Origin of the sequence: Bacteroides sp. AM44-19 (genome assembly GCF_003603395.1) — a bacterium.
GTDB lineage: Bacteria > Bacteroidota > Bacteroidia > Bacteroidales > Bacteroidaceae > Bacteroides > Bacteroides uniformis.
In genome coordinates, this window is record NZ_QTNB01000033.1 from 1 (window position 1) to 11,298 (window position 11,298).

Consider the following 11,298-nt stretch of genomic DNA (forward strand, 5'->3'; position numbering starts at 1 on the left):
AAAGTGCCGTTCATAATCCTTTGTGAAGGGCACTTTTTGTATATTTGCAGAAAGAAGTTACGAAAAGAGTGTAATTTATTGGAAATGAGCATTGGGTAATCGCTCATAATAGTAATAGGTTACGAATTAGTTAGTTATCTACTGCATTATTCTTCTGTGCGTTGCGTAACCTTCAAAGAACTCTTCGTATGCAAAAGTAACAATAAAACGGGAGATTTAGAAATGAATCTCCTGATTTTTTCTTCTCACACAAGTTTTTCCGTAAAAGCGATTTTATCCGTCAGCACACCATCGCCCAAAAAGATTTTGAACGAACGTGTGCCGACTGCCGCATAAGCGGAGAAAAGGGCTTTGCCTCACGCCTAAACAATAGTTTAGACTGATGAGACAAGGCCCCTTTCTTTTGTGCTTATGCCAAAGAGGTGCTTTTACGGGGTTTTGACGATTTTTCTTTTTTCGTTGTCCTTTTGAGCCGGAAGCGGAAAGCCGTGTATGACCGCACATTCCATAAATGGAACAAGCCGTCACTCACGGCAGACAAACCGGGAAGAATGATTTTATCCATCCGACCAAACACGTTTGGCCAAACAGATAAAAACATACTTCCTTGCCGATGGTTTGCTCGGTTTCACGCTACCGGCTATGTTCTTTTCTGTTGGGGATGTCTTTTTCACGGATTTCTCTTTTGAAGTTTTCCTGTCTAATCTGCCTCCACTTCCGTTTACCTCCATTTTCGCGCCTTTCAGTGAGCCGCATCAGGCAGTCATTTTCGTGCTGGGTGCAAAGGTAACTCCGGGATTGTACGGGAAAGCAAGGTCAAGCCTCCTGTTTTCTGGAAAAATCTCCAGCCTTTCGGGTAGTATTTTTCCGAAAAACCTTGCATTCCCTAATCCCTACCTTTTTAAGCACCCGAAACGAAAACGACCGATGCGACAGAAAGACGCATAAAAAAAATGTCGGATAAACGAGAGGCAGATAAGATAGTTTGAAACTCAACTCCCTCAGCTCTTGAATCCGCATTAAAAAACAAAAAATCAAAAACAAAACGGATATGAGAACGGCAATAGCAACAAAATTCGTGGCATGGGAAGTACCAAGTTTGGAGAACCTGCAAGGCAGCAAGGTGTACGGACTTCGCACCAAACTGAACAATGGTGAGAAATTGAGCCGAGAGGAAAAGGATTGGCTTACACGCAACGTGAACAGCAACACCTATTTCAAGAGCGCAGTACCCTTGCAAGGTTGGATGTTTGACTTTTCCGACATTCTCCGAACCTACATTGTAAAGCAGTATGGACATTGGGCGGAATACAAGGCTACCGACAAGACCGCACTCCGCAGTTTCCTATACGGCAGGATAGACAGCATCGTGGAACTTAACAAATGATACGGCTATGACAGCAACGGTAAATTTCAGACAAATGGCGCAATACATAGGGCTTGCGATATGCACCCTAATCATGCGCACCGCCTTTTGGGTGTCCGGCATCCTTTGGTACATCGTCAGAGAGATAATAAACGGAGTGTTCCGAGTGGCAATAGGGGTAATCGTGGCTATTCTTTCCGTTATCCTGTTCTTCGGCTTCATTCTTTGGTTATTCACCCTTTAATCCCTACCGACATGGCAAAGAGAAGAAGCAAGACAGTGGAGCAACAATGCAGATACTACGAGGTGGGCAACATCTTCGAGTACATGGTGGAAACATACCTCAACGGCAATATGTCCGTGTTCCGTGGACTCTACCACGAACTGAACAAGGACGCACGGAAGGACTTTATAGACTTCCTATTGAGCGAGGTTGAGCCGATTTATTGGAGGGAGATTTTGAAACATACTATTTGACAACTCATAAAAACGACAGCGATATGAAAGGAACAGACCATTTCAAGAGAACGATACAGATGTATTTGGAACAACGTGCGGAGGAAGACACGCTCTTTGCGAAGAACTACCGCAATCCAGCCAAGAACATTGACGATTGCGTAACCTACATTCTGAACTATGTGCAGAAAAGCGGTTGTAACGGCTTCACGGACGGAGAGATATACGGACAAGCAGTACACTACTATGACGAGAACGAGATTGAGGTGGGCAAGCCTATCCAATGCCAAGTGGCGGTGAACCACATTGTGGAACTCACGGCAGAGGAAAAAGCAGAAGCACGTCAGCAGGCAGTCCGCAGATACCAAGACGAGGAACTCCGCAAGTTGCAGAACCGCACCAAGCCGACAAAGGCGAAAACAGAAACCCAAGTTCAACCCTCATTATTTGATTTTGGCTTATGAAACCGAGAAACAAATTTGAAAAAGCAGTTCTTGCCCAAAGCAAGAAACTACGCCCGATAACCCCGATACAGATAAATTGGGCATTCCGTAATTGCGTGGAGCATTATGCACACCGCTTGCCGAAAGGTCGTACCACTTGTATGGATTGCGGTCATAGTTGGGTAATGACGGAGCAGACCGAGCATTGTACGTGTCCCGAATGTGGAGCAAGTTTGAAAGTCTGCCTCACCTATCAGCGCAAGGTAAGACAAAAGCAGTATTTCACAACCCTTACCACAAGCGGAGAATACCAAGTGCTACGAATGTTCTTGCTTGTCGTGGGTATGGAGAAAGGGGTTAATGCCAAGTCCTATGCCCTTGAAATCGGGCAGTATTGGTGGAATGAACAAGGGCGTAAGGCTGTTGTTGCCATTCCACGCACATTGGGATGCTACATCGACACGTTCTCATTCGCTTCTCCTTTTGCTATCCGCAATGACAATGAAGCGTACCGCCATATCTCATATTCCCCGATATATCCAAGATATAAGGTGTTGCCGACGCTCCGCAGAAACGGCTTTAACGGCAATTTCCACGACATTGTACCCACCAAACTAATACCGGCATTATTGTCGGACAGCCGTGCGGAAACGCTGTTGAAGGCAGGGCAATATCCCATGTTGCGCTACTATCTGTACCACTCTTTCAATATTGGAGAGTATTGGGCTTCAATCAAGATATGTATCCGCAACGGCTATACTATTGAGGACGGCTCAATGTGGCGTGACACCATAGACCTCCTGCGTCATTTCGGCAAGGACACAAACAGCCCGAAATACGTTTGCCCTGCCGACCTCAAAGTTGAACACGACAAGTTGGTGGCAAAGCGCAACCTGCAAAGGAAACATGAGCGGACTGAACAGCAACGCAGGAAAGCGATTGAGGACGAGAAACAATATCTGAAAGCTAAGGGCATATTCTTCGGACTTGCCTTTACCGACAGCCTTATTTGCGTCAAAGTCATAGAGAGCGTGGAAGAAATGGCAGAGGAAGGAAGGACGATGCACCATTGTGTGGGCGGTTACCACAAACGAAAAGACTCCCTTATCCTATCCGCCACCATTGACGGAAAACGAATTGAAACGATAGAGGTGTCACTAAAAACTTTTGAGGTGGTGCAGTGTCGTGGCGTATGCAACGAGAACTCCGAATACCACGACCGCATCATCGCCCTTGTGAACAAGAACGCCAACCTTATCCGCCAGCGGATGAAAGCGGCATAATATCGACATCTAACAACTAACATTATGGAAGTAAGATTTGAAAGCATGGTTTTCCTATGGGATGATAAAATCCCCACGATGTTCCTTGAATTTATGAACCTCCTCACTCTTTGTCAGAGTGAGGAGCAATTAAGGGCGAGCGTCAAGGACTTTGCCGAGAAACACGAACTTGACAAGTTCTTCCTTTACGGCTTCGGCTCTCATCATTTCTACCTGCACCAACGCTACACGAGCGACCCCGAAATGGTGATGCAACACAGAGTGCTGTCTGTACATTTCTAATCATCTAAATAACAACGACTATGGCAACAAAATGACAATTAACGGAGTAAGCACCTGCCAATCGGCAGGAACGGAGAACTACGAGAAATTCCAAACGGGTATCGACAGACGCAAACGCACCCTTGTGCAATACGACTACCGCCACACGGACGGGGAACTTTTCTCTTGTGTCAAACCCACATTAGACGAATGTCGAGCCGCACGGGACAAGTGGCTAACGGCAAAGGAAAGGAAGGAGGAGAAGCGATGAACGAAGCAGGCTACCAAACGCTGATAGTCAAATTCAGCGAACCCATTACGGCATTGGACGGCATCTTTGACGATGCCGAAGCGTGGGGAGTTGATACCCTAAAGGGGTGGATAGACAGCTATGAAAGCAGCCGTTTCACTGCCATTGACAGCCATACGGCAGTCATCACGAGCGAGTATAGCATGGAATGTCTGAAAGAGTGGCTGGAAAAATGCACACCCATAACCGAGAAAACAGAATTTTGAACATTGGGGCGGTGTCCGCACCGCCCGAACCATAAACCTAAAAGACAACGGATATGATAGCAAAGACAATTTTAGAGCAGATTGGCGGCAGACGCTTTGCCGCCATGACGGGAAGCAAAGACTTCACAGACATGGGCAACGGCTTGCGCATGAGCCTTGCGAGGAACAAGACCAGTGCCAACCGCCTTGACATCATCTATGACGGAGGGGCAGACCTATACAATATGCGTTTCTACCGCAAGACGTTCAGCAAAAAGACATTCGAGAGCAGGACGAAGGACATTGAAACGCACGAGGGGATATATTGCGATATGCTGGAGGAAATGTTCACGATGGTAACGGGACTTTACACCCGCTTTTGAGGGGTGGGCGGCAAAAGCCGCCTACTTTCTTTCATGAGCATGATGGCGGATAAGAAAGTAGGCAAAGAAACCTTTGTACCAATCTACGATAGTATTCACAAAAACAAGTTTTAATCATGGAAACAATCAGACAGAACGGAAAAACCATCTTGTACAGCAACGACGGCATAAGCATAAAGATGGTTTTCAAGAACCTTACGGGCAGGAATTTTCAAGGTCAGGAATATACAGACTATATCCGGCATATCGCAATCGGCAGCATGGGATTTTCACCCGGTATCATAGAGCATTGCAGGGACGGTGAGGTTGCAGGCAAAGGGACAATCCCGAATGTATGAAAACTGAAACTCCGATGAAGTTGGCGGCTTCATCGGAGTTTCTTTCGTCAGACACTTATTCTTTATGGTACATACAGCAGCGCAAACTCAGCCTTCCTTCGTTTGAGCAGCATGGCGTGGCGTTTCCCCTTATAGTTACAGAAAGCGATATACTCCCGGTAGATGTTCCTGTCACCCGCCTCCAGCTTTCGGATTAGCGTGCTTTTGGGTATCTTCCCACTCCCCAAAAGACGGTACGGACCGACATTGTAGGCGAGCGTGGCAAGCAGAAGCGAATCCTTCCCGAACTGCTGGAACATCGCGCAGAACTTCCGCAGGTCTTTTCGCAGAAGCGCGTCCGCCTGCCGCTTCGTCATGGTGCGTGCCGAATACCTTTCCCCCGGCTGCAACCGATGTCCATATCCTACATACGGGTGATGTTTTTCCGAATGCCAGCCCTCAAAATACTTCGTGCATCGCACCGCCCTCTCAAATGGTGGCAGCCGGTAGATAGCCGCCTGCCCGTCCGTTCCCTCATGGCGTCTGTTCCGTGCGGACACGGAACAGACCGCCAGAAGCGAACAGAGGATAGCCATGAATACACGCATCATCGTGTAAAGGGCTTGAAGTTCCCGATGGGGACAACAGTGATAACCCCGTCATCCTTCACGTTTCGGTTGTTGAAGTCAAATTCCAACTCATAGGAGTTGCCGAAATTGTCCTCCACTACCACGATGAAGTTGTGCGCCTCGTCACCTTGCGCCGTGTAGTACAGCCGGAACTTCTCGTTTTCGAGCAGGTAGCGGTCATTGGGCAGGAAAGTGATGCCGTTGTCCATTTTCAGTGTGCCCTCACCCTCGAACTGGAAATACCGGATGGTATAGAGGGTATTGGCGAAATCGCCCGTTTTCTTCAGCTCACAGCGGATTTCCACCGTCTGCCCCTTTGTGACCTTGTTCGGCACGGGCATGGTTTCCACCGTGAAGGGATAGGATTGCTGGATGTCCATATCGTCGTCGCACGATACGAATGTGAATGACACTGCGGCGAACAGGCAGAGTGCCAACGCCTTGAAGATTGATGTTCTCTTGTTCTTGTTGTTCAGTATGTTCATTATTCTTTGATTTTTAGATTGTTGTTCTTTTGTTGTTTTCTTGATACTTGTTGCAGGTACTCGTTCAAGTCCTTGCAGCCTTGATAGATGCCGGAACGGTCTGTCACCTTTCCTCCGTAGCGTGTCCGCAGGGCTTCCATTGCCCTGCGTCCGGCTTCGTCTCGGTCGAGGTAACAGTCGATGCGCTCGTACCCGTCCAGATGTTTCAAAGCCTTTTCCACGTTGGCGACGGAGTTCAGCACAAGGCAGTCACCCGTTGCCAAACCGAGCGTGACGGCGGACAGGAAGTCCATAAAGCCCTCGAACACGCTGCACACGTCCGCCGGGATGTCCCCCGCCTTGACCAGCGACACGTCCTTTGGTGGTACGCAACCCTTGAAACGGCGGCTTCGGGTTTCATAGCCGCCCGACACGTTCGGAAAGCCGACGGCAAAGTACCGCTTACCACGCACGCCGTAGTTCAGGCGGCAGCAGTGGCGGGATGCAACGGCATAAGGGATGCCTCTTTCCTTCAAATACTCCGTCAGCGGAGAGCGGAGCAGCGGGACGGCTTCCACTCCCTCAAAGGCAGGTTCGGACGGTTCCGGCAGGTACAACGGCTTTTCTGCTGCGGCAAGCGGCATACGGGCGGTTTCCGCTATGAATCTCGCCTGCGCCATGAAATCCCCGCTTCGGGTAAACTCCCCGACAAGCGTGAAGATGTCGCCGCCCTTGCCCAAGCCGAAGTCGTACCAGAGCTGTTTCGCCACGTTCACACGGAAGGAGGGCGTGCGTTCACTGCGGTATGGCGCACGATACCACAGCTCGTTTCCGCTCCTTCGGACAGGCTCATGTCCCAGCCGTGCGAGAAAGTCCGCAATGGGTATCTGCCTCATATTCTCAATGTCCGTCCGTTCCATGCGACGTGTCAGTTGATGATTATCTTGACGCCCGCCCCGAACTGCGTATGGAACTTCCGTGTGTCGCCACCCCACAGCAGGCGCTCCCGGAGGTTGGCGAGCAGGGCGATACGGTCAGCCACGTAAAACTCCACATCGAGCGTCAGCGCACCGCCGTAGATGAAGGCGTCCCGGTCATGGAGCGTGGAGCCGTCATGCAGCACTTTCTCGCCCCAATTCACCGACTCATATCCGGCGAGAGCCGAAGCCCCCGCATAGACGAACACTATTTTACGGGCGTCGGAGAGTATCTTGAAATAATAACCGCCCTCCGCCGTGAACTGCGCCACAGGTATGGCGGTATCCTTGTACGGGTTGTTCTTCAAGAGGTATTCGCCACCGAACACCCACTTGTTACCGTTCTTCGTGTAGGTGGAGAGAGCCGCCCCGAAACTGTAACCGCCATTGTTGCCACTTAAACGCATACCGTCCACAAGGTTAGCTCTCAATTCGATGCCCTGCATCTTCGGCAGGCATCGCTGGGCGTGCGCCTGCCCCGTGAACAGGGCAAGCGACACGATGATTATTGCGATGTACTTTCTCATGGTCAGCGCACTTGAAGTTCGTTGATGGTATTGGCACGTACCAAGTCCTCGTTTTCAATCACGAAAGACTGGTGACGCCCCCCGTTCTTCTCGTTGAGTTCCACCACGAGGCATTTGTCGTCGGGAATGGTGAACTTCGCCATCGTGAATACCGTGCGCTCGCTCTTCTTGCCCGGCACGAGTGTAGCGTAATTCTGCGCACGGAGCGGCAGGATAATCTGCTCCTGCACGGCGGTACGCTTCGCCACCTTCTTGTCCACGATTTTCCATGTGATGTAGTCCACATCGAAAGGCACGTTGCTCTGGTTCTTTATCTCCGTGTGGAAATAGAGTAACCCATTATGCGTGTAGATACCTTTCAGCAGGTACTGGATGCCGAATCGCTTGCAGCCGATGTGCTTCACCTCACGCTTGTTCTGCTTGTGGATGGACTTCATGATAAGGCGCACCAGCATCGGGCTTTCGCTGCCCAGTTCCTTCAGGTAGATTTCCTGCGCGTTGTTCGGGCGGTTCACCTTCTCGCCGTCATGGATGAAGTCGCACATCTCCACGTTGAGAAGCAGCGGTTCGGAGGCGTACTTCACGTTAAAAGTATAGAAACTCCCGTCCTCCGTGATTACCGACATATTGGTTTCGTTCGGGAAGTTACGCACGGTAGCTTTCACGCGGATGACGTTCTCCGCTCCGTCGGCTTTACCCGCAATCAGGTCGGGCGAGCCTAAATCGACGTAGCGCACCTCCGAGGGGAAAATGACGTGGACGGTCTTGTCGTAGGTCACTTCCAATCCGTGCGGGGGAACCATGCGGTCGAAGGTCAGCTTCTTTGTCAGCCCGTGATACAGATCGCCGTCCGCCTCCTTCTGCGGATAGACCTCCTTTGTCAAGGTCGGTTGTTGGCTTTGCCTTCCTCCTCCTTGCGAGGCATAGTCAAGCGAGCTTGTCTCTGCTCTCGCTTCGTTCGTCGGTTCACTTCCGTTGTTCTCTCCAACGGTTACGTTCTCCTGCGCGTTGGCAGTTATGATGCCCATAGCGAGGGCAAACATGATGATTACTTTTTTCATTCTACTTTGGATTTTAGTGGTAAATAAAAATTTGGTTGTTGTTTTTTTAGTCGTTGATTGTTATTGTTTTCAATCTCTGTCCTGATATAGCATGACCTTGTATCCGGATTTCAGATGCACCTTGACGGTACGCATCTTCTTGGCGATATACTGGCTCGTGCCTTGTATCAGCCCCTTGCCCAAGTCGGAGGCGAGCTGCGCCCCTGCGTTGGTGGAGATATTAATGCTGCTGCCCAGCGAGCCGCCCATGTTGGCGGCAACCTCCCTGACGGCGTTCATCTCCATCGAGTTTGGAATGAAGATGCCGGGCTGTCCGTCCGTGTCATACACCGCCAGTTCTACCGGGATAATCGTACCTGCGTACTCCAGCGAAGTAATTTCAATATCGAGTCGTTCGCCCTGAATCTTTGCCGTGCCTACCACCACTGCATTGCGGGGTATGATTTTGTCCGCCACTGCCATCGGCTCCAGCAGCCGTAATCTTACCGCCTGCCCGTCAGTCACACTCTGCGCCCCATAGACACACGCCGATATGGTGTTCCTGTCCGATACAGTCGTGACACCCACCGCCGTATTGAAACTGCGGTTGCGCTCCTGCGAGAAGGAGGCGACAAACTCAGCGTTGCTCATCGGCTGTGAGAGCGAAGATACCACCTGATGCGTTACCTGCCTGACAGGTGCAGCCGTGTTCTTTCCGGCTTTCTGCACGGGGTAAGGCTCTGCCGCCTGTCCGACAGGTGGCTGTGTGCCGTTCTGCCCGCCCATGTACTTCGCCGCCAGTTCATAGGACTTCTCCATGAGTGCCACTTGGTCATCCATAGCGGATGCCTTGCCTTTCTCGGTTTCCAGTTCCGATTCCAGCGAGGCGATACGCTCTAACAGTTCGTCCATTTCCGCGTTGTCGTTCTTCGGCTGCTCATAGAAGTTGCCGAGCGTGGTATTGAGGTCGCGGTAGGCAGCTGCGGAGGATTGGATGGTTTTCGGAGCGGATGATTTTGCTGTTGCATCTTCCGCATTTCCGGGATTAGCAAGGTCGAAGTCCCTGCCGCCGTCCGTTTCCGCCACCTCGCGGTCGAACATATCGCCCAGTTCCTGCATGGCGCGGCTGCGGTTCTCCTGCCGTTCCTCCATTGCTCCCTGTTCGTAGGCTTTCGCCTTGTCGCCGATGATCTGGCGGTTCGCCTTGTCAGCGTCGGGCATTTCGATGTTGTAACCACCCGTTCCCGGTTGCTGCTCCTTGTCGGAAGACGGGGCGAATATCAGCCACATAGCACCGATGAATACCAGCACTATAGCGGGCAGCACTATCATTTTCTGACGTTTCAGCCTTTGGGCTTCGGTCAGCGGCTTGCGATCCTTCTTCGGTTTCCCGTTGTCGGGAGCCGCCTTGTTCTCGTTTTTAGGTTCATTCTTCGTCTGTTCCATATAAATAAGGTATTACATTATGATTGTTGTCCGGCTTTATGGACAGTTCCACCTGTCCGGCATGGTCTGTTACCATCCGGCTGCCGTCATTCCTGCCGATTTCATAGACGGCTTTGCCGAAGGTGTAGAGGGCAAGCACCGCAAAGGCGGCGAGCATCGCCAGCACGATGCGCCTGCGTGTCTTCGGGGGCAAACCGTCCAGATAGCCTTTGAGCCTTGCCACCAGCATTTTCTTTTTGTCGTGGAGCTTCCAGTACGCACGCCAAAATGATTTTTTGATTTTCTTCATGTCCGTTTACCTTTTGATGGTTTGTAAATCCTTGTTCTCGATGATGGTGAATCCCTCGATGGTGAAACCGTTGGGATTGTCGTCCGAACGGGACGAGTTCAAGAGGCGGCACGTAGTCACGAGGCTGCGCTCGGTGACGTTGCTCTGCCGGATGATCTTCTGCGTGGCGTAGGTCACGGCACGGTAGGGATAGCCGTTGAAATCGCACACCACGCTGTCCACCTTCAACACCTGATTGATGTTCCCGGCGATGATGCGGTTGTAGTACCCCTTCTCGGCAAAGTCCGAATAGTAGTTGTACACGCTTTTGTCCGCTAATAGCAGGGCGCGTTTCACGTTATGCTCTATCGCGCTCTTTTCGGGTGAGAGCGTGAAGAACAGCTCGTGGAAACGGCGCACGTGTTCCCTCGCTTCTGCCGGACGGTTCTGCGACAAGTCTTGCGAGAGAGCCAGCATCAGCGACTTGCCGTTGTCCAGCACGTAAATCTTTTCCCGTTGCCGCTCCGCGAAGCGGTAGGAACTCCACACGCTCCATACCGTTATTACGGCACACAACGAGAGGAAGACGATACCGAACAGGCGTATCTGCCTGAACGATGATTCGATGTTTTTAAGTGACTTAAATTCCATTGTTGTTTATTCGTTTTTAATTGTCAGTTGATTATTTCAGCAGCTTCCCGACACGTCCGACCACGTTTCCTGCGGCTGCGCCCGCCACGCTGCCCGCCATACTTCCGGCTCGTCCTGCCGTCTGGTTCACGTTGCGACCGTAGCTTCCCATGCCTCCGGCTTGGATAATCCAGCCTGCTACCGTGGGGATGGTGAAGTAACCAATGATGCCGATTATCATGAAGACGATGTACACCCCGTCGCTCGAATCCAGCGAGAAGTTCGGGTCAGCCTGCATCCGTTCGATGTCGCT

The 11,298-nt window shown here is 51.0% G+C and carries 19 protein-coding genes and 1 pseudogene; 11 read left to right on the forward strand and 9 right to left on the reverse strand.

Translation table 11 applies throughout. The features are described from left to right. The first annotated feature begins 579 nt into the window (after positions 1–579). The 11 genes from DW947_RS21755 (at position 580) to DW947_RS20515 (ending at position 5,025) form a co-directional block, all read left to right on the forward strand. Entirely contained in the window at positions 580–948 is a 369-nt protein-coding gene (locus DW947_RS21755) for a hypothetical protein (RefSeq protein WP_044135911.1), read from the forward strand. A 103-nt stretch (positions 949–1,051) separates the two neighbouring features. Then, a complete protein-coding gene (locus DW947_RS20470) occupies positions 1,052–1,387 on the forward strand; it encodes a hypothetical protein (RefSeq protein WP_004310306.1) in 336 nt (111 codons plus the stop codon). Between the two features lie 7 nt (positions 1,388–1,394). Continuing rightward, positions 1,395–1,610, forward strand: coding sequence for a hypothetical protein (locus DW947_RS20475; RefSeq protein ID WP_005643957.1), 216 nt, complete (start codon positions 1,395–1,397; stop codon positions 1,608–1,610). A gap of 11 nt (positions 1,611–1,621) precedes the next feature. Then, on the forward strand, positions 1,622–1,843 hold the full coding sequence (locus DW947_RS20480) for a hypothetical protein (RefSeq protein WP_008019901.1): 222 nt from the start codon (positions 1,622–1,624) through the stop codon (positions 1,841–1,843). 23 nt (positions 1,844–1,866) lie between these two features. Continuing rightward, complete coding sequence (locus DW947_RS20485; protein WP_004310304.1) at positions 1,867–2,286, forward strand: PcfK-like family protein; 420 nt, start codon at positions 1,867–1,869, stop codon at positions 2,284–2,286. Beyond that, positions 2,283–3,548 (forward strand): PcfJ domain-containing protein, encoded by a 1,266-nt coding sequence (locus DW947_RS20490; protein WP_004310303.1) that lies wholly within the window; start codon positions 2,283–2,285, stop codon positions 3,546–3,548. The genes DW947_RS20485 and DW947_RS20490 overlap by 4 nt, the downstream gene beginning before the upstream one ends. 24 nt (positions 3,549–3,572) lie before the next feature. After that, entirely contained in the window at positions 3,573–3,830 is a 258-nt protein-coding gene (locus DW947_RS20495; RefSeq protein WP_005827305.1) for a hypothetical protein, read from the forward strand. 31 nt (positions 3,831–3,861) lie between these two features. Then, positions 3,862–4,080: a DUF3873 domain-containing protein gene (locus DW947_RS20500; protein WP_008770680.1), complete on the forward strand. Its 219-nt coding sequence runs from the start codon at positions 3,862–3,864 to the stop codon at positions 4,078–4,080. Then, positions 4,020–4,325, forward strand: coding sequence for a DUF6956 domain-containing protein (locus tag DW947_RS20505; protein WP_004310302.1), 306 nt, complete (start codon positions 4,020–4,022; stop codon positions 4,323–4,325). Before DW947_RS20500 ends, DW947_RS20505 begins: the two co-directional genes overlap by 61 nt. Before the next feature lie 53 nt (positions 4,326–4,378). Then, the gene (locus DW947_RS20510) at positions 4,379–4,687 is read left to right on the forward strand and encodes a hypothetical protein (protein ID WP_004310301.1); all 309 of its coding nucleotides are present in this window, start codon (positions 4,379–4,381) and stop codon (positions 4,685–4,687) included. A gap of 116 nt (positions 4,688–4,803) precedes the next feature. Beyond that, positions 4,804–5,025, forward strand: coding sequence for a hypothetical protein (locus tag DW947_RS20515; RefSeq protein ID WP_004310300.1), 222 nt, complete (start codon positions 4,804–4,806; stop codon positions 5,023–5,025). A gap of 62 nt (positions 5,026–5,087) precedes the next feature. Here DW947_RS20515 and DW947_RS20520 read toward each other — a convergent pair whose 3' ends face one another. The 9 genes and pseudogenes from DW947_RS20520 to DW947_RS20560 form a co-directional block, all read right to left on the reverse strand. Continuing rightward, on the reverse strand, positions 5,088–5,615 hold the full coding sequence (locus tag DW947_RS20520; RefSeq protein ID WP_005827312.1) for a glycoside hydrolase family protein: 528 nt from the start codon (positions 5,613–5,615) through the stop codon (positions 5,088–5,090). Further along, the gene (locus tag DW947_RS20525; RefSeq protein ID WP_032595742.1) at positions 5,612–6,118 is read right to left on the reverse strand and encodes a DUF3872 domain-containing protein; all 507 of its coding nucleotides are present in this window, start codon (positions 6,116–6,118) and stop codon (positions 5,612–5,614) included. Before DW947_RS20525 ends, DW947_RS20520 begins: the two co-directional genes overlap by 4 nt. Continuing rightward, the gene (locus tag DW947_RS20530; RefSeq protein WP_004310298.1) at positions 6,118–7,017 is read right to left on the reverse strand and encodes a toprim domain-containing protein; all 900 of its coding nucleotides are present in this window, start codon (positions 7,015–7,017) and stop codon (positions 6,118–6,120) included. The genes DW947_RS20525 and DW947_RS20530 overlap by 1 nt, the downstream gene beginning before the upstream one ends. 8 nt (positions 7,018–7,025) lie before the next feature. Beyond that, entirely contained in the window at positions 7,026–7,601 is a 576-nt protein-coding gene (locus tag DW947_RS20535; protein ID WP_032588474.1) for a conjugal transfer protein TraO, read from the reverse strand. A gap of 2 nt (positions 7,602–7,603) precedes the next feature. After that, the gene (traN, locus tag DW947_RS20540) at positions 7,604–8,662 is read right to left on the reverse strand and encodes a conjugative transposon protein TraN (RefSeq protein WP_032588475.1); all 1,059 of its coding nucleotides are present in this window, start codon (positions 8,660–8,662) and stop codon (positions 7,604–7,606) included. Positions 8,663–8,731: 69 nt separating this feature from the next. Beyond that, the gene (traM, locus tag DW947_RS20545) at positions 8,732–10,087 is read right to left on the reverse strand and encodes a conjugative transposon protein TraM (RefSeq protein ID WP_119958618.1); all 1,356 of its coding nucleotides are present in this window, start codon (positions 10,085–10,087) and stop codon (positions 8,732–8,734) included. Next, complete coding sequence (locus DW947_RS20550; protein ID WP_004308924.1) at positions 10,068–10,376, reverse strand: TraL conjugative transposon family protein; 309 nt, start codon at positions 10,374–10,376, stop codon at positions 10,068–10,070. The genes traM and DW947_RS20550 overlap by 20 nt, the downstream gene beginning before the upstream one ends. 6 nt (positions 10,377–10,382) lie before the next feature. After that, positions 10,383–11,006, reverse strand: a complete 624-nt coding sequence (gene traK / locus DW947_RS20555) for a conjugative transposon protein TraK (protein ID WP_004308925.1) — start codon at positions 11,004–11,006, stop codon at positions 10,383–10,385. 31 nt (positions 11,007–11,037) lie between these two features. Then, positions 11,038–11,298, reverse strand: a pseudogene (locus DW947_RS20560) (conjugative transposon protein TraJ); the annotation flags it as partial.

What these genes read in the sequence shown, in the direction of transcription:
- traK (WP_004308925.1), bottom strand. Translation starts at nt 11,006, where the DNA reads ATGGAATTTAAGTCACTTAAAAACATCGAATCATCGTTCAGGCAGATA.
- traM (WP_119958618.1), bottom strand. Translation starts at nt 10,087, where the DNA reads ATGGAACAGACGAAGAATGAACCTAAAAACGAGAACAAGGCGGCTCCC.
- DW947_RS20490 (WP_004310303.1), top strand. Translation starts at nt 2,283, where the DNA reads ATGAAACCGAGAAACAAATTTGAAAAAGCAGTTCTTGCCCAAAGCAAG.
- DW947_RS20525 (WP_032595742.1), bottom strand. Translation starts at nt 6,118, where the DNA reads ATGAACATACTGAACAACAAGAACAAGAGAACATCAATCTTCAAGGCG.
- DW947_RS20530 (WP_004310298.1), bottom strand. Translation starts at nt 7,017, where the DNA reads ATGGAACGGACGGACATTGAGAATATGAGGCAGATACCCATTGCGGAC.
- traN (WP_032588475.1), bottom strand. Translation starts at nt 8,662, where the DNA reads ATGAAAAAAGTAATCATCATGTTTGCCCTCGCTATGGGCATCATAACT.
- DW947_RS20520 (WP_005827312.1), bottom strand. Translation starts at nt 5,615, where the DNA reads ATGATGCGTGTATTCATGGCTATCCTCTGTTCGCTTCTGGCGGTCTGT.
- DW947_RS20535 (WP_032588474.1), bottom strand. Translation starts at nt 7,601, where the DNA reads ATGAGAAAGTACATCGCAATAATCATCGTGTCGCTTGCCCTGTTCACG.
- DW947_RS20510 (WP_004310301.1), top strand. Translation starts at nt 4,379, where the DNA reads ATGATAGCAAAGACAATTTTAGAGCAGATTGGCGGCAGACGCTTTGCC.
- DW947_RS20485 (WP_004310304.1), top strand. Translation starts at nt 1,867, where the DNA reads ATGAAAGGAACAGACCATTTCAAGAGAACGATACAGATGTATTTGGAA.
- DW947_RS20480 (WP_008019901.1), top strand. Translation starts at nt 1,622, where the DNA reads ATGGCAAAGAGAAGAAGCAAGACAGTGGAGCAACAATGCAGATACTAC.
- DW947_RS20500 (WP_008770680.1), top strand. Translation starts at nt 3,862, where the DNA reads ATGACAATTAACGGAGTAAGCACCTGCCAATCGGCAGGAACGGAGAAC.
- DW947_RS20515 (WP_004310300.1), top strand. Translation starts at nt 4,804, where the DNA reads ATGGAAACAATCAGACAGAACGGAAAAACCATCTTGTACAGCAACGAC.
- DW947_RS20470 (WP_004310306.1), top strand. Translation starts at nt 1,052, where the DNA reads ATGAGAACGGCAATAGCAACAAAATTCGTGGCATGGGAAGTACCAAGT.
- DW947_RS20505 (WP_004310302.1), top strand. Translation starts at nt 4,020, where the DNA reads ATGTCGAGCCGCACGGGACAAGTGGCTAACGGCAAAGGAAAGGAAGGA.
- DW947_RS20550 (WP_004308924.1), bottom strand. Translation starts at nt 10,376, where the DNA reads ATGAAGAAAATCAAAAAATCATTTTGGCGTGCGTACTGGAAGCTCCAC.
- DW947_RS20495 (WP_005827305.1), top strand. Translation starts at nt 3,573, where the DNA reads ATGGAAGTAAGATTTGAAAGCATGGTTTTCCTATGGGATGATAAAATC.
- DW947_RS20475 (WP_005643957.1), top strand. Translation starts at nt 1,395, where the DNA reads ATGACAGCAACGGTAAATTTCAGACAAATGGCGCAATACATAGGGCTT.